Origin of the sequence: Enterococcus sp. AZ177, assembly GCF_050544585.1 — a bacterium.
Taxonomy (GTDB): Bacteria; Bacillota; Bacilli; order Lactobacillales; family Enterococcaceae; genus Enterococcus_L; species Enterococcus_L plantarum.
This window is the reverse complement of sequence record NZ_CP172944.1, coordinates 1,470,649-1,488,145: the sequence shown is the minus strand read 5'-3', so window position 1 is coordinate 1,488,145 and position 17,497 is coordinate 1,470,649. Positions and strand designations below refer to the sequence as shown.

General features: G+C 36.1%; 12 protein-coding genes. All 12 read right to left on the bottom strand.

Annotated elements, in window-relative coordinates; translation table 11 throughout:
• Positions 1–3 precede the first annotated feature (3 nt).
• The 12 genes from IGJ34_RS07290 to pyrH all read right to left on the bottom strand — a co-directional run bounded on the left by IGJ34_RS07290 (position 4) and on the right by pyrH (position 17,389).
• Positions 4–678, bottom strand: a complete 675-nt coding sequence (locus IGJ34_RS07290) for a type II secretion system protein (protein ID WP_069653066.1) — start codon at positions 676–678, stop codon at positions 4–6.
• 560 nt (positions 679–1,238) lie between these two features.
• Complete coding sequence (locus IGJ34_RS07285) at positions 1,239–5,591, bottom strand: PolC-type DNA polymerase III (protein WP_430598467.1); 4,353 nt, start codon at positions 5,589–5,591, stop codon at positions 1,239–1,241.
• 470 nt (positions 5,592–6,061) lie between these two features.
• Positions 6,062–7,774 (bottom strand): proline--tRNA ligase, encoded by a 1,713-nt coding sequence (locus IGJ34_RS07280; RefSeq protein ID WP_206838524.1) that lies wholly within the window; start codon positions 7,772–7,774, stop codon positions 6,062–6,064.
• Between the two features lie 72 nt (positions 7,775–7,846).
• Positions 7,847–9,115 carry an RIP metalloprotease RseP gene (rseP, locus tag IGJ34_RS07275; protein WP_069653063.1) on the bottom strand — a complete coding sequence of 423 codons (1,269 nt, stop codon included), beginning with the start codon at positions 9,113–9,115 and terminating at the stop codon, positions 7,847–7,849.
• Positions 9,112–10,272, bottom strand: coding sequence for a 1-deoxy-D-xylulose-5-phosphate reductoisomerase (locus tag IGJ34_RS07270; protein ID WP_206838530.1), 1,161 nt, complete (start codon positions 10,270–10,272; stop codon positions 9,112–9,114). The genes rseP and IGJ34_RS07270 overlap by 4 nt, the downstream gene beginning before the upstream one ends.
• Positions 10,273–10,331: 59 nt before the next feature.
• Positions 10,332–11,132, bottom strand: a complete 801-nt coding sequence (locus tag IGJ34_RS07265) for a phosphatidate cytidylyltransferase (RefSeq protein WP_111248709.1) — start codon at positions 11,130–11,132, stop codon at positions 10,332–10,334.
• Entirely contained in the window at positions 11,129–11,932 is an 804-nt protein-coding gene (locus tag IGJ34_RS07260; protein ID WP_430598466.1) for an isoprenyl transferase, read from the bottom strand. The genes IGJ34_RS07265 and IGJ34_RS07260 overlap by 4 nt, the downstream gene beginning before the upstream one ends.
• 245 nt (positions 11,933–12,177) lie before the next feature.
• On the bottom strand, positions 12,178–13,761 hold the full coding sequence (locus IGJ34_RS07255; RefSeq protein ID WP_430598465.1) for a PASTA domain-containing protein: 1,584 nt from the start codon (positions 13,759–13,761) through the stop codon (positions 12,178–12,180).
• Complete coding sequence (locus tag IGJ34_RS07250; protein ID WP_069653059.1) at positions 13,754–14,428, bottom strand: ABC transporter ATP-binding protein; 675 nt, start codon at positions 14,426–14,428, stop codon at positions 13,754–13,756. Before IGJ34_RS07250 ends, IGJ34_RS07255 begins: the two co-directional genes overlap by 8 nt.
• Positions 14,429–14,440: 12 nt before the next feature.
• Complete coding sequence (locus IGJ34_RS07245; protein ID WP_430598464.1) at positions 14,441–15,907, bottom strand: ABC transporter permease; 1,467 nt, start codon at positions 15,905–15,907, stop codon at positions 14,441–14,443.
• A 198-nt stretch (positions 15,908–16,105) separates the two neighbouring features.
• A complete protein-coding gene (gene frr / locus IGJ34_RS07240; RefSeq protein WP_069653057.1) occupies positions 16,106–16,663 on the bottom strand; it encodes a ribosome recycling factor in 558 nt (185 codons plus the stop codon).
• A 3-nt stretch (positions 16,664–16,666) separates the two neighbouring features.
• Complete coding sequence (gene pyrH / locus IGJ34_RS07235) at positions 16,667–17,389, bottom strand: UMP kinase (protein ID WP_069653056.1); 723 nt, start codon at positions 17,387–17,389, stop codon at positions 16,667–16,669.
• Positions 17,390–17,497 lie beyond the last annotated feature (108 nt).

Below are 17,497 nucleotides of genomic sequence, written 5' to 3'. Positions count from 1 at the left end.
CTGCTAATAAGTGATTACCCAATTAAATAACGTATCTGTCATTAATCGACCCGTACTTTCATCATAAATTTCTAAGAATACTTCTATACCATCCTTACGAGGATCATACTTTTTCGAAGTATTTTTAAAATGCACTTTACACAATACTAAATAATTATGCTGATTTGCTGTTCCAATATATCTGCCTAAGTAATTGCTTTCTTCTTTTTCTAACGTTCCTTCTTCTGCATCTTTCCATTTCTTGGGAAGTAACGTTCTTTTATCTGGGTAGCTATATTCAATTTTCCGTTCTTGTTGTTTATTCGTAGTTTCCACTCTTCCGGTCAAATCAACTTTTTGCTCACCGTAAATGGAGATATTTCCACCGTTCGTCTGAATCCCTGAATTATCGAGAATGAGATAATTTCTTCTTACCTTTTGACTAGTTGTCAAATGCTCATTGTTCTTGACACTAAAGACATACTGATTCAAACCAGCTAAGTCTTGTGTTTGCCCGCGATACCCCATCCATTCACGAAGTTCATCACGAATAGCTTGTGCTTCTTTTTTCTTTTCGTTCAATTCAATCATTTGTTGATTTCGAACCAACATTGATGCTAGTAACATAAATGACGTCCCCAATATAACTACCGCTACTAAAACTTCTATCAGGGTCAAACCATCTTCATTCCTTATCATTAAAGCGACCCATCCTTTATAAATAACGTATAAAATTTCAAACAAAATAATAAAATCCTTACAACTACAGAACTATACAACATTTTCAAGATTTTAACAATCCGTAAAATAACTTATTAAGTGATGACGAAATTACACATAAAAATTAAAATTAGCATTTTTTTAAAAAATTTGAATATAAAATAAACCAAATAAAAAACGAATTAAAAAACAAACAAAGCTTTCGTATCGCTTCTTAAAATTGTTTTAAAAATGGATAACGTCAAACAAACTATTAGGTAATCAAGATTGAGATCATTAATGAAAATTTCTTTTTTTTACAATTTAAAACATTAAATGAATTAAACTGAATTTAAAATCACCAAAAATTTTTTTTGATTTTTTCTGAGCTATTCCTTTAAAATTAAAGAACGATGAGAAAAAAGCAGTTGGAACAAAGCGCTCTTCGCTTTGTTCCAACTGCTAAAAAACAACAGAATCTTACGAGACTCTGTTGTTTTTAATATAAATAGTGCTATTTTCATCTAAAGTTTCAATTAATCCGTTGGACGCACCAATTTTTATAACATATCAAATAACGATAATTGATTCTCATCCGGTAAATCTTTTAACACGCCATTTTCTGTCATGTATTCAATCAAAGTTTTTGAGACTTTCCCTCGACTTGCAAGATCTTCTTTAGATAAGAATGGTTCTGTTCTTGCTTCTACAATTGATTTTGCCACATTCAATCCCAAACTAGGTACCGCTCTGAAAGGTGCGATCAAGGTATCTCCGTCAATCACAAAATTCTCAGCATCTGATTTATATAAATCAATCATACCAAATTTAAAGCCGCGTTCAATCATTTCATTAGCAAGTTCTAAAACCGTTAAAAGATTTTTTTCTTTTGTGGAAGCTTCCAATCCCTTATCTTGAATCTCTTTCATTCGCGCTTTCACTGCTTCTTTGCCTTGCGACATAGCAACCAAATCGAAATCATCTGCACGAACAGAGAAATAAGCACAATAGTATAGAATCGGGAAATACACTTTAAAGTACGCCACACGTAACGCCATCAAAACATAAGCAGCCGCATGGGCTTTTGGGAACATATACTTGATCTTGGAACAAGAATCAATATACCAGTCTGGCACATTGTTTTCTTTCATTGCGGTCAAATACTCTTCTCTTAATTCATCAGGGATTTTATTCCAAAGCCCTTTACGCACCGTCTCCATGATCTTAAAGGCCATACCACTGTCTAGTCCAGCATGAATCAAGTAAACCATGATATCATCACGACAACCAATAACCTCTGCGAGATTCGCTTCTCCTCGGCGAATCAATTCTTCAGCATTTCCTAACCAAACATCAGTCCCGTGAGACAGTCCAGATATTTGGAGTAACTCTGCAAAAGTTGACGGATGCGTCTCTTCTAACATTCCTCGTACGAAACGAGTACCAAACTCAGGTATTCCCAAAGTACCCGTTTTAGAATAAATTTGCTCTGCTGTCACACCTAATACTTCGGGTCCAGCAAAAATGCGCATCATTTCAGGATCATCCGTCGGAATCGTTTTAGGATCGATTCCTGATAAATCCTGCAGCATCCGAATAACAGTAGGATCATCATGGCCAAGAATATCAAGTTTCAAAATATTATCATGGATTGAATGGAAATCAAAGTGAGTCGTTTTCCATTCAGAATTTTGGTCATCTGCAGGGTATTGGATCGGTGTAAAATCGTAAACATCCATATAATCTGGGATAACGATAATCCCCCCAGGATGTTGTCCAGTCGTCCGTTTAACACCAGTAGAACCTTTTGCTAAGCGATCTACTTCTGCTCCCCTAAAATGAAGATTATGGTCGCGTTCATACCCTTTCACAAATCCATAAGCGGTCTTATCCGCAACCGTACCAATTGTTCCAGCACGATACACATATTCCTCACCGAACAATACTTTCGTGTAGTTGTGCGCTTCTGCTTGATAATCTCCCGAAAAGTTCAAATCGATATCGGGAACTTTATCCCCATGGAACCCTAAGAAGGTTTCAAACGGAATATCATGGCCATCTTTGAATAATCGTTGCCCACAGTTTGGACAGTTTTTCTCTGGCATATCAAACCCTGAACCATATGAGCCGTCTTCAAAAAATTCAGAATGCTTGCAGTTGATACAATGGTAATGTGGAGCTAGAGGATTGACCTCTGTAATCCCAGTCATCGTTGCAACGAAACTTGACCCTACGGATCCACGAGAACCTACTAGGTAACCATCTTCCATACTTTTATGCACTAATTTTTGTGAAATTAAATAGATAACTGAAAACCCATTTCCGATAATACTATCTAATTCTTTTTTTAATCGTTTTTCAACGATATCCGGCAATGGATCACCATAAAGTTCTTTTGCACGAGTGTAACTTAAATTTCTGATTTCATCTTCTGAACCTGGAATCTTTGGGGTATATAAATCATCTTTAACTGGTGTGATTTCTTCGCACATATCAGCGATAGCATTAGTATTTTCTACAACGATTCGATGTGCTGTCTCTTCGCCTAAAAATTGGAAGGCTGTCAACATCTCGTCCGTCGTTCTAAAATGAACAGCTGGTAAACTATGACGATTCAATGGATTAGCCCCGCCCATAGAACCTACTAAAATTTTACGATAAATGCTATCTTCTTCATTCAGATAATGAACGTTTCCAGTTGCTACAACAGGTTTTTCTAATTCATTTCCAATTTTTACTAAGTTCGTTATGATCTCTTCCAAATCTGCTTCACTTTTAACCAATTCCTGTTCAAGAAGTGGTGCGTAAACAGCTTTCGGCATAACCTCTATATAATCATAAAATTTTGCTCGATTTTTCGCCTCTTCTACACCCTTTTGCATCATCGCTTCAAAGATTTCACCATTGGAACATGCGGACCCAATGATCAATCCTTCTCGTAATTTACTTAACTGAGAGCGCGGAATTCGTGGAATTCTGAAAAAATAGTTGATATTAGACATTGAAATCAATTTAAACAGATTTTTTAAACCAGCTTGCGTTGTTGCTAAAATCGTTGCATGAAATGGTCTGGCACGTTTATATGAATCGCCTTCTCCAATATGCATATTCAATTCGTCATGATAATTCATCCCATGATTTTCTTTGGCATCTTTCAAAAAAATCCAGCATAAATGTCCCGTTGATTCGGAATCATAGATCGCTCTATGGTGTTGTTCTAAGTTAACGCCAAACTTCTTAGACAACGTATTCAACCGATGACTCTTGAATGTAGGATGTAAATAACGAGATAACTCCAACGTATCAATAACTGGATTTTCCGCTTCCGGAATATCATATTTTCCATAACTTGTGTTTAAGAATCCCATATCAAATGATGCATTGTGGGCTACAAGAATCGTATCTTTTGAAAATTCTCTAAATAAGCGAAGGACTTCTTCTTCTGATTTTGACCCTCTTACCATCTCATCCGTGATCCCAGTTAAATTGATTGTTGTTTGAGATAATGGATGACCAGGATCAATAAATTGCTCAAACGTGTCGATAATATTCCCTTTGTGCATTTTGACAGCAGCTAATTCAATGATTGTATCGTAGACGGCTGACAATCCAGTCGTTTCAACGTCAAATACGACATAGGTTGCATCGCTTAGTTCAATATGTGCTTCGTTATATGCAATTGGAACACCATCATCAACTACATTGGCTTCCACACCATATAAAATTTTGACTCCCGCTTTCTTCCCAGCACTATGAGCATCTGGAAAACCTTGAGCTCCACCGTGATCGGTAATCGCAATGGCTTTGTGACCCCATTTCCCTGCTTGGGCAACGTAGTCAGCAACATTGTTTGTGGCATCCATTGTACTCATATTGCTGTGTAAATGCAGTTCAACTCGTTTATCGCCTTCTGGTGCATAATCTTTACGAGGTGCATGTTTGACTTCCATCAAATCTTGACAATTCATCACTAAATCTCTCATAAAAGTATCTTCTTGAATACTTCCTCGAACTCGAACCCAACTATGTTTTTGGATTGCATCAAAAATTTGTTCGTCTTTTTCACCATTAGAGAATTTCTTAACGATAAAGGATGAGGTATAATCGGTGATTTTTAAAATCAAAATTTTCCGTTTAGAACGTAACTCTCGAACTTCTACATCAAAGACAAAACCTTCGATTGTCACACGGCGTTCTTCTTCTAAGATATTGCCCATCGGCATGATAGGTTCGTCATTGGGGATATTTCGCCCAAGCCGAATCGGTCCATCAAGGGCTGGCCCTTGTTGCTGCTGTTGTTTTTTCTTTTGTTCATGTTTTACCAATGATTCAGCTGCTTGTTGTTGGAACGCTGCGTCTTGTTCTTGTTTGCGTTCTTCAAATAATGCTAACACACGCTTAGCTTGTTGTTCATCCATCTTAGGTTCAATATGAAACTTTTGAAAACCGTAATGACTAAATAATTCTTCTATTATCGGTAAATATTGTTGTTTCAAATAGGGGATAACTGCATCATTATCAACTGGCAAAATAATTTTTTTATCTTCAATAATAGGAGTTTGCGATTTGATTACACGCTGAACTAATGGCGTATCACATTGACTATTCAACAATGCTAGTTGCCAATAATCCGTCAATTGTTCTTCTGTAAATTCATTTTTATCTGCTGAAATTTTGACAGATACACTTGCAATTTGCTGAAACGCAAGCTCTAATTGTTGCATAAATGATTGATATAGCATAACTGGTAATATTTCAGTGAATCCTAAATGAAATTCCCATAAGCGGCTTTGTTGATGAACCACAACTTTGTCAATTCTTCCTTGTTGAATAAGCGGATGCTGCCGCTCTTGTTCATTTAATTGAATCTGATCAATCAACTTTGCAAATAACTCTTGTGCCTTGTCTGCCACTAATGAACCTCCTTATTTTAAAAGCGAAATGGGCTCGTTTAGGTCTGAATAAAAAATAGCAAAAATTAACGGAGGCGCTTCTTGCCTCTTTTTATTTTTATCTTTTTTCCGAAGACCTAGCCCACGCAGCTAGATAGATAAAAGCGAAATGGGCTGGGTCCTTTCTGTTTAAAAAATCATCGATAGAAAATAACACTGTTTTCTTGCCCACATCTGATCTTTTTACAAAAAAATTAGCCCAAAAACGTACTATAATGAAACCGTCAGTCCTAGCTGACCAACTTGATAAGAAAGAGGCCCTTAGACATTTCTGCCAAGTGCCTCGCCACAATTAAGTATACTATTTTTTCCGTTGAAATTCAATGCAAACAAAACTTATGCGTTCTGATTTACTACCATTCTCCAATTAATCGTATCGAAAAATGTTTACGGAATCTGATTGAAGATTAATCCCGTAAACATTTTTAGCTTTATTCTTTATCTGCGTTCAATAAGATAGATAACGTACTTTCAAGTTCCTCTTTGCGAACCTCAACCATCTCTCCAGTTCGTTTGATTTTCACTTCAACTACACCATCTACTGCTTTCTTACCAACTGTGATACGAATTGGACAACCAATCAAGTCCGCATCAGCAAATTTCACTCCTGCTCGCTCATTACGATCATCAACTAGTACTTCATATCCTGCCGCTGACATTACTTCTTCTACTTCTTGTGCAAGTTTTGTCTGATATTCGTCTTTAATGTTCATTTGAACAACATGCAAATCAAATGGTGAAATGCCTGTCGGCCAGTTAATACCATTTTCATCAATATTTTGTTCAACGATCGCAGATAGTAAACGGCTAACGCCAATTCCGTAACAACCCATGATCACATGTTTTTCTCTACCGTTTTCGTCTAAAACAGTGGCACCCATTGCTTCACTATAACGAGTTCCAAGTTTAAAGATATGACCAATTTCGATTCCTTTAGTAAATTCTAAGACACCATTCCCATCAGGAGAAGGATCTCCTTCTTGTACAAAACGTAAATCTTCATAGCTGATCGGAGTAAAATCACGTCCTGGATTAACATTGCTATAATGGAAACCAGTCTCATTAGCACCTGTGATTGCATTCGCTAAATCTTGGACATGTAAATCAGCAAATAATCTCACTTCTTCAGAAAGCTCTACAGGACCAACAGATCCAAAATCAGCACCCAAATACTTACGTGCGTCTTCTTCTGTTGCTTCTTCTAAAAAGTCAACGCCTAAGAAGTTTTTCAGCTTAACATCATTCACTTCATGATCTCCACGAACTAAAATCAACACAGGTTCTGCATCAGCCATAAATAGGACTGATTTGATGATTCGTTGTGCTTCGACGTTGAAAAATGATGCAACTTGTTCGATTGAGCCAACATTTGGTGTTGCTACTTTTTCTAAGTCTAGCTGAGTTTCGTGTGACTTCTTAGGTGTATACAAGCTTGTTGCCATCTCTAAGTTTGCTGCATAATCACCATCTGTTGAGAAACAAATCGTATCTTCACCGATATCAGAAATAGCCATGAATTCTTTAGAATCTTTTCCACCCATTGCTCCGCCATCGCCAATGATTGCTCTAAAATTCAGCCCACAACGTTCAAAAATAGCTGAATAAGCTTTTTCATAATCACGGTATGATTGATCCAAACTTTCTTCATCAGCATGGAACGAATAGCCATCTTTCATGATAAATTCTCTGCCTCGTAATAACCCGAAACGCGGACGTTTTTCATCACGATATTTTGTTTGAATTTGGTAAAGATTTAATGGCAAACGTTTATATGAGTTCACCTCATCACGAATCAGTTCTGTAAACGTTTCTTCATGTGTTGGACCAAGAATATAATCACGATCATTACGGTCTTTTAAGCGATATAGATTTGGACCATACGTTTCATAACGACCAGATTCTTTCCACAATTCTGCTGGAAGCAATGCAGGCATCAACATTTCAATAGCATCGATCTTGTCGAATTCTTCTCGCATGATTTTTTTTAGTTTCTCAAGTACTCGATTTGCTAGTGGTAAATACGAATAAATTCCTGCTGAGACTTGGCGAATATACCCTGCTCTCAATAACATTTGATGACTTAACACTTCAGCATCATTTGGTACCTCACGTAAAGTTGGAATTAGCATTTTTGACTGTTTCATTAGAACTCTCCTTTGTTTAAACGAATTGTTGAATCTCCTCAAGTGATTCGTTCTATAAATCCAATTAATTATTTAAAAGAAAAAACGTTGAATATCGTTCCAAGTAACTAACACCATCAATAACATGATGAAACCAAAGCCTATCAGTGTTAGTATGCCTTCTTTTTCCTGACTTAAAGGTTTTCCTCTAAGCCCTTCAAAAATATTTAAAACGATTTTTCCACCATCTAAAGCAGGAATTGGCAATAAGTTGATGATCCCAAGGTTGACGGATAACATAGCCATCAACCAGATCACAGTGTTTAAACCAGCTTTGGATGCTTCTGCGGACATTTGGAACATCATTACTGGACCACCCAATTTATCTAAACTAAATCCAGTAAATAATGATTTAAGAGCTTTGAATATTTGCATAGAACTACTTAAAGTTGTTTCTACTCCGCCAAGCAGTTTATCTGCTAAGCCCGTTTTCTTCGGCGGTAAGATTCCAATCACACCAATTTCTTGTTTGCCAGATTTTTGACTTTTAGGTATTACATCAACTTCTCTAGTTTTTCCATCAGATTCTACCATTAGGTTCAATTCTTTATCAGGACTATCTTGAATTATTTTTGTGAAATCATTCCAGTCACTAACAGATGTGCCATTGATTGATACAATTTTATCATCTGCTTTTAAGCTAGCTTTTGCGGCTGGACTATCTGGTTGGACACCACCGATTAGATTAGTATTTGTATACGTCACACCACCTTGCATAAAGACATAAACTGTAAACAATACTAACGCGAGAATAAAATTGTTCATCGGTCCAGCGAAATTCGTCAACATCCGTTGCCAAAGTTTTGCGGATTGGAACTGTACATCGATCGGTGCAATTCTAACTTCCGTTCCATCTTGTTCAATGATCGTTGCATCGTGATTCACTTTATACGTAGTCTCTTCTGATTCATCTCCATTGACATAACCTTTGATGAATAGTTCTCTTTCCAAATCAGCCTCTAGCATTTCCATTGGAATACTATTTGTCAATTGAACTTTCTTACTTGTATTGATTTTTACGACTTCTTCCTGTTCATTCAACTCAACAGAAAGAGTCATTCCGGGGGCTAACTCCGTCTCGTCTTCACCCATCCCAGCCATGCGAACATAGCCACCTATCGGTAAAATACGAATTGTATAGGTTGTGCCATCTTTACCTTGATGGGCAAAAATCTTCGGACCCATACCAATCGCAAATTCACGTACCAATATTCCTGAACGCTTTGCGAAGAAAAAATGTCCAAATTCATGTACTAAGACAAGAATTCCAAAGACAATAATAAATGTAATGATTGTTTTCATAACAGACCTTCTTCCTTTATCCATCTTTCTACGATAGTTCTTGTTTGTTTATCGATTGCAATCACTTCTTCCAAAGTGACTTCCTTTGTTTCTGTATAATTCCAAATTGCTTTTTGGACAAATTCCTCAATTTGAAGATATGAAATTTTGCCATCAATAAATGCATTTGCCGCAATTTCGTTCGCCGCATTATAGACTGTTGGAAATGCTCCACCTTTTTCCCCAACAATATAAGCAAGTTCTAACATGGGAAAACGCTCAAAATCCATTGGCTTAAAATTTAATTGACTAATCTCAGTTAAATCGAATGCTTTTTCATCTTGAATCGGCAAACGGTTTGGATACGTCAATGCATATTGAATTGGTTCACGCATGTCACTTGGTCCAAGTTGAGCCAAGTATGCACCATCTTTTAAAACAATCATCGAATGAACTATACTTTCTTTATGTAAAACAACTTTTATTTTATCATAATCTGTACCAAATAACCAATGTGCTTCAATAACTTCTAAGCCTTTATTCATCATCGTTGATGAATCTACCGTAATCTTTCTACCCATAGACCAGTTTGGATGGTTCAATGCCTCTTCCAAAGTAACAGTTTTAAGCTCTTCACGAGTTAAATCTCTAAAGCTACCACCTGATGCTGTGATTACTAACTCTTTTAAATTATCTGATTTTTGTCCATCTAAACATTGAAAAATTGCTGAATGTTCACTGTCGACGGGTAAAATACGCACTTCATTTTTTCTTGCTTCTTCCATGACCCACTGCCCCGCCATAACTAACGTTTCTTTGTTTGCTAAAGCAATATCTTTCTTTGCTTTAATTGCAGCTAATGTAGGATTCAACCCCACACTGCCTGTAACCGCAGTTAATACGACGTCAACTGATTCAAGCGTTGCAGCTTTTATTAGCCCCTCTTCGCCTACTCCAAATTCAATTTCAGGGAAACGAGTAGTAAACTCTTTTTTCATTTGTTCTGTGCCTACACCCACATATTTCGGCTTTAACATTTTAATTAAATCCGCGCCTTTTTCACTATTTGAATGAAAGGTCAACGATTCGATTTGGAATAACTCAGGATACGCTGTAACAACAGCCACTGTGTTCGTGCCAATAGAACCTGTAGCACCTAATAATGCAATGTTTTTCATATTAAAAAGAAAAACCCTGAACATTCAGAGTTTTTCACCTTCCCTTCTTGTTTAGAAAATTAAAATAGTCCGAATAAATGCATAATTGGAAAAACAAAAAGTAAGCTGTCGAAACGATCTAATATACCGCCGTGCCCTGGTAAAATAGTGCCGGAATCTTTTACATCATAATGACGTTTGATGGATGATTCAACTAAATCTCCGAATTGTCCGACAATCGAAAAGACAACAGTGATAATTAGCATAGTTGGCAAGTTATAAACAAACAATTCTTTATTTGGTGTCAACAGCAAGAACAATAATGCCACAACGACTGCGCAGAGAATTCCGCCTAATGAGCCTTCAATCGTTTTGTTAGGTGAAACTTCTGGCCATAACTTTCTTTTCCCAAACTGTTTCCCAATAAAATAAGCCCCAATATCCGTTGCCCATACAACAAATAATGCATAAAGCAATACAACAAAACCAGTATGTCTAGCGCTCACAAAGTTTTGGAAGCCGACACCTACATACAAACTTGTGATAACTGGAAAACCAGCTTGAGAGATGGTATACATATTCTTGGAAGCAACTAAACCACCTAATAAAATCATAACTGTTAGGTAAAATAAAATAAAATTATCCGCTTTTTCTGGTAAAAAGAAAAACCAGCGATCTTTTGGCAAAACTAAAAATACTGCGCCTAAAGCTGAAAGTACACCTTCAAAACTAGCAATTTCTAGTCCTTTCATTCTAAATAATTCATAAACCCCTACAACTGCCAATATCGCTGCCGCAAGTTCAATCGCAAAGCCCCCGTACCAAATGATCGGTATAAATACTACTAATGCTACGGCAGCAGTAATAACGCGCTGTCTCATTTATCTTCCTCCTCTGTTTCCTTTAAGCCGCCAAAACGGCGATTTCTATTTTGAAACGATGCTAGCGCATTTTCTAATAGTTTATCATTAAAATCAGGCCACAAAGCATCTGTAAAAAACAATTCGCTGTACGCTATCTGCCAAAGCAAGAAATTACTGATTCTTTCTTCGCCACTTGTACGAATCAATAATTCTGGGTCCCTTAAGTCCTCGGATAAAAAGCTTGTCATCAAATGATCCTCAATTGTCTCCTCAGTAATCTCGTCAGTCGATAGTTGATTATTTGCGGCTTTTGCAGCTATTTCTTTTACCGCTGTCAGAATTTCAGCTCTTGAACCATAGTTTAAAGCAAAATTTAAAATCATACCAGTATTATTTTTTGTTTGTTCAATCGCTCGCTCTATTGCATCCTGTGTATGCGCTGGTAACAATTCTTTGTACCCCATTACTTGAACTTTTACATTTTCTTTGATCAACTCTGGTACAAAGGTATCAAAAAAATCGACTGGTAACTGCATTAGAAAACTTACTTCATCTGTTGGTCGTTTCCAATTTTCAGTTGAAAATGCATATAACGTTAGGACTTTGATCCCTAATTTACTAGCATGTTTCGTAATTTTTTTAACTGTGTTCATGCCTTCTTTATGCCCAGCAATTCGTGGCAAACGTCGATTTTGAGCCCACCGACCATTCCCGTCCATAATAACGGCTACGTGTCCTGGGATCGGACCTTCGCTATCAAAAGTAAATGTACTCTCTTTTTGTATGTATTTATTCTTTTGCGGAAAAAAACGTAACATATTTTTCCCTCCATTCCAAAAATCTGTCTAGACTATTATAGCAATATCTTTCAGAAATGCCTATGCAAATGGAAAGATTTCCACATTATTTAATAAATTTATGAGGGAATCCGCTTAATTCAGGCTAAACTTGCACTTAAAAATGGGTTCTGCCGTCTTTTTACTCATAAAATTTTCCATTAAATTAAAAAAGAAAGGAAGCAAAACTTAAAATCGTTTTGCTTCACTTCCCAAAAAAATGCATTTTAATCCATCTTTTCTTCTTTTTCTGAAGGTTTATTTTCTTCAGGCTTTAGATTCCCTTTGCTGACACCGATTTGAACAACAGAATTGATCGGAATAAATTCATTATATTGACTCATATTCACCACAGTCCCTTTAGTTACAGTTGAATCGACATAATAAACCTGATAGGTGATATTCGCACCTTTTGACTGATAATCATCGTAGAAAATCTTTTGAAGATCTCCTTCTAAAGTATTGTCGCGCAAATCTTTAATATAGGGTCTTCCTGAAGAATAAACGACTTGAATCACAGGCTTTTCATCTTTTTCTGTATATTTTTTCCCTATCTCTACGGATTGACTGATAAATTGACCGTATGGAACCTCATCATTAAATAATTGTTTCACTTGAACTTGTAATCCACTTGCTTTTGATTCTGCTTCTTCTACTGTAAATTGCGAAAAATCTGGGACAATTAACGCTTTACCTGTTGAAACGGTAATTGACATTGCTTCTTTTTTGGCAACCTTAGTGTCTTTCCCAACGCTTTGAGAAATAATTTTCCCAGTCTCTACCTTATCAGAGTCCGCTTCCTCGACTGTTAGTGTAATTTCATTTTTCTTAGCCCATTCAGTTGCTTCTTCTTTTGGCTTTCCAGCAAAATCAGGCATCGGAATATCTTTTTCAAAAACTTCTTTGCCTTTAGAAAAATAGACTTTGGCTTTGTCTTTACGTTTATAATTTTCGGCTTTTACATCTTTGTTTGTTATTTCGAATTTTAGATAGTCACCTGCTGCTACTTTATCACTGTATTCTTCAATGATAGCTAAATTATCTGCTTTTTGCTTGCTGATCCATTTTTTCGCATCTGCTGTTTTCATTGATTTGAAGTCTGGTAGTGAAATGGCTTCTTCTGGGTCCGCTCCAAGGCTAGCATCAACTACTAAAGTTTTACCTTTTTTGATTTTCTTGTTTTTCACTGTTTGTTGAATGATTACGTTTGCTTCTTTATCAAAATCGTATTTTTGCTCTACTTGAAGTTTTACGCCATTCTCAGTTGTCCATTCACGTACTTCAGACAATTCTTTTCCTTCAAAATTAGGGACTCTTACATGGGTCATTTGGTAATAGCCAAAATATAATAATAAAACTGCTGCCAAACTTCCTAGACCAATATAAAGATATTTTTTGATTTTCTCTTTTTTATAGTTTGGATCTGTTTCAATCACTTCTTCGGGATTCTTTGACTGATTCACTGGTATTGTAGTAGTTGGTTCAGTTTCTTTAACTGGTTCTTGTACCGACTCGTATTTTTTCTTTTTTGATCTTTTTTTAGAATATATCAAGCCCTCAGTATCACTTGATTCAATTTTTTTCTCTTTTGCAGCAGTAGGAGCATTACCCGGATTGTTTCGTGGTCCATACGATACTTCAGAGTGACTTTCTCCTTGTTTGACAGCCGAATCTTCTTTACCTATTGAATCCTTTTCAGACTTCGGTTTCTTGTCAGGTTCATTTTTACTTAATTTTTCTTTTTGTTCATTTTTTTTCTGGCGGGTTTTCTCATAATTATCTCCGCTGAAATTTGATAGAAAATCACTCATATTTTTTTAACACACCTTTTTTCAGGTAATAAGTCTCATCTGATTGCCCAGCAATATCATTAGAATGCGTCACAACAATTACACATTTGTTATGAACTTTTGCTAGATTTTGAAAAATATCTACAATCTCTTGCTCCATTCCTTCATCTAAATTCCCCGTTGGTTCATCCGCCAAAATAATGTCTACATTTGTTGCTAAAGCTCTGGCAATCGCAACACGTTGTTGTTCACCACCGGAAAGCTGATTTACGAGTCGATCCGCTTTTTCGCTTGTGATCCCGATGTAATCTAGTAAATTATACGCAACTTCTTTTTGATTTGGTGGTAGTTCATTGTCTGTGATCGACATTGCAACTAACACATTTTCCAATGCTGTCAGATAAGGAACTAAGTTGTAACTCTGGAAAATAATACTGATATCATCGCGACGATATTTCTCATATCCGATTGTTTTGATATCTTTTCCATTCAATAAAACTTGCCCCTCTTTAGGCGTATCCAAAGCACTGATCAGAGAAAGGAATGTTGTTTTTCCTGAACCAGATTGCCCCAAAATAGTATAAAATTTCCCCTGTTCAAAAGCAACATTGGTATTTTTTAATATAAAACGACGTTGATCTCCATCTTGGTAAAAATAACTGAGATCTTTTGTTTCTAAAATTGCCATTTTCCTTGCCTCCTACATCATGATTTTCTTTGGATTTAAACGAACGATGTACAGTAATGGTAAAATTGCTGACATTAGAACTGTACCTAATCCAACAACTAAATACGTAACGATATATCCTAATGAGAATTTCACTTCATAAGCGTTCATGATATCATCCGTTGTCAATTCTGTTGTACCTAGTCCATCAAAGCCCATAAACATGTTCATTTGGTCATTTGAATTATTTAATAGGTCGCTATTCAATAAAGATTCTGAAACCATTTTCCCTAAGAAATTCCCTGTAATCAAAGAAAGAATCAGTGCAATTCCACTTATGATCAACATCTCAATAATAATTTGTCCCATAACGTGGCTACGTTTATCACCTAATGAGAGATAAATTCCTAATTCATGTTTGCGATCACGCATAAACAATAAGACGACAAGTGAAATTATCAGTAACGTAGCAATGACCGCAATCATAACCACATAACCTGAAATTTGAGACATTTTTTTCATACTTCCACCGATTTGTTCATATTGATCCGTTGAAGCTTTCACAGTATACAGCTTAGGTAAAAGCGGCTGTGTTTCTTGTTTAAAGGCTTCCACCTCATCTGGACTTTTCAAAACATACACAGGTGTATAATATTCTTCTAGACTCTCTTCTGACAGATAGGGACTATCTGGATCAACTTTTTTTAGCTTTTCAATATTGTCTTTGCTAATTTCTAACACTGTTTTGTTTGGTAAATAAATTGTGTTGAGTTGTTGCATTGACATATATTGTTGATTCATATTTTGCTCTTCATTTTTTTTATTTTCTTTGTCTTTCATTTCTACTGTTGTAGGTTCAAAAATTCCGATAATTTGGATAGGGACATCCGTCTTGAATAATTCTTTTTCATCGCCATTCTCGTTATAATCATACGTTCTAGTATCCATGACCATCTGATCACCTACAGAAAGCCCATTTTCTTCTGCTACTTTTGAAGAAATCAAGCCGACATTTTTGCCATTGTCAATCTCTTCTTGAGTAAATACTTTACCTGCTACTATTTTTATATTTTTTTCTTCAACATCTAAAATTTTGTGATAGTTGGATCCTTTTAAGGTAAATCCTTCCATCATGCCTCCAGATTGCTCTGATTCTAATGAAGCACTTTTCAATTCCTTTGTCTGAACCATCGCTAAAGCGTTATAATCATAATATTTTACATATGGAGATTCCCCAACTTTTTTCATTAAATCAATTTTAAGTTGCTCAATTTTAAGGTCTTCTTTTGCAAATTCTTCTTGATTATTCTCATAATCGATTTGAATCGTAGCCGTACCACCTAATTGCTTCTTGACATTCTTTTCAACGTTCTGTGTAGACTGTTGAATCGCAATGGCTCCTGCAATAACGTTTCCCAACACAAAAATCACTGCAAATAAAATGAGTGATTTCCCCTTTTTTCTAGTAACACTGCATAATGCACGTTTGATAAAATTCACCTTTTCAGCTCCCTTTTGAAAATATAGTTAACATCATTATTCCATATCCCATGAGGTTTAACAAGATGTTTTTTCTTGCACTCGCTCGATCTTACAAAATCTATAGATTATATCTTTATAATCATTATTTTATATAAAAAAACAAGAAAATACACTATTCAAGTGGATTTTCTTGTTCTTTCATATTCAAATAACTTATTAAACTTCTAACAGTTCTTTTTCTTTCTCAGAAGTGATCGTATCAATATTTTTCACACTATCATCTGTTAATTTTTGGGCTTCTTTTTCTAAATTGCGCAACTCATCTTCAGTGATATCATTACTTTTTTGTTGTTTTTTTAACTCATCAATAGCATCACGACGAATATTACGAACAGCGATTTTCGCATTTTCAGCAGCTTTTTTTACATCTTTCGCTAATTCTTTACGACGCTCTTCCGTTAATTGTGGAATCACTAAGCGTATCACTGTACCGTCATTTGTTGGGCTGATGCCAATATCACTAGCTTGAATTGCTTTTTCAATATCTTCAAGTGAATTTTTATCAAAAGGTGTGATCATCAATACCCGGGCCTCTGGAATATTGATTCCAGCTAATTGATTCACAGGTGTTAGTGCACCATAGTAATCTACTTGAATACGGTCCAAAAGACTTGCATTAGCGCGTCCTGCACGGATTTGACCCAATTCACGTTGTAAACTTTGTTCTGCTTTACTCATTTTTTCTTTTGCTGTTTCTAATACCGTTCCACTCATTTGTTATTTCCCCCTTACGGTTGTTCCAATATTTTCACCTAGACATGCACGGCGAATATTGCCTGTTTCGTTTAAATTGAACACCACCAATGGAATATCATTATCCATACTTAGTGAACTTGCTGTTGAGTCCATTACTTGCAATCCTTTTGAAATCACATCTAAATGTGTTAGTTCTTCAAATTTAACTGCAGTTGCATCCAATTTAGGATCGGCAGAATATACACCATCAACATTATTCTTAGCCATTAAAATAACATCTGCATCGATCTCTGCCGCACGTAAAGCTGCAGTTGTATCAGTTGAAAAATATGGATTTCCTGTACCACCTGCAAAAATAACGATACGTCCTTTTTCTAAATGACGTTCTGCACGTCGACGAATATATGGTTCTGCAATTTGACGCATCTCGATTGATGTTTGAACGCGAGTAGGAACACCTAGATTTTCTAACGTATCTTGCAATGCCAAAGCGTTCATTACAGTTGCTAACATTCCCATGTAATCTGCTTGTGCACGTTCCATACCCATTTGGGCACCGATTTGTCCACGCCAGATGTTTCCACCACCGACAACGATTGCCATTTCAATTCCTAATTCATGAACTTCTTTGATTTCTTCTACAATCTCTTTGATTGTTGGAGGTTTAATTCCAAAACCTTCTTCTCCGGCCAAAGCTTCGCCACTTAACTTTAATACAACACGTTGATATTTAGGTTTTACCATTTTTGTTTTCCCTCCACCATTTGTCTAAGAACATTTTAACATACTCTAGGCATTCTGCCAGTTTATTTCTTTTGATTTGCCTAAAAAAAGGGAGCGCATCTCAATGCG

Bases quoted from the DNA above. Each gene is read 5' to 3' on its own strand.
- IGJ34_RS07250 (WP_069653059.1), bottom strand. From the start codon at position 14,428: ATGGCAATTTTAGAAACAAAAGATCTCAGTTATTTTTACCAAGATGGA.
- IGJ34_RS07270 (WP_206838530.1), bottom strand. From the start codon at position 10,272: ATGAAAAACATTGCATTATTAGGTGCTACAGGTTCTATTGGCACGAAC.
- IGJ34_RS07255 (WP_430598465.1), bottom strand. From the start codon at position 13,761: ATGAGTGATTTTCTATCAAATTTCAGCGGAGATAATTATGAGAAAACC.
- pyrH (WP_069653056.1), bottom strand. From the start codon at position 17,389: ATGGTAAAACCTAAATATCAACGTGTTGTATTAAAGTTAAGTGGCGAA.
- IGJ34_RS07290 (WP_069653066.1), bottom strand. From the start codon at position 678: ATGATAAGGAATGAAGATGGTTTGACCCTGATAGAAGTTTTAGTAGCG.
- rseP (WP_069653063.1), bottom strand. From the start codon at position 9,115: ATGAAAACAATCATTACATTTATTATTGTCTTTGGAATTCTTGTCTTA.
- IGJ34_RS07265 (WP_111248709.1), bottom strand. From the start codon at position 11,132: ATGAGACAGCGCGTTATTACTGCTGCCGTAGCATTAGTAGTATTTATA.
- frr (WP_069653057.1), bottom strand. From the start codon at position 16,663: ATGAGTGGAACGGTATTAGAAACAGCAAAAGAAAAAATGAGTAAAGCA.
- IGJ34_RS07260 (WP_430598466.1), bottom strand. From the start codon at position 11,932: ATGTTACGTTTTTTTCCGCAAAAGAATAAATACATACAAAAAGAGAGT.
- IGJ34_RS07280 (WP_206838524.1), bottom strand. From the start codon at position 7,774: ATGAAACAGTCAAAAATGCTAATTCCAACTTTACGTGAGGTACCAAAT.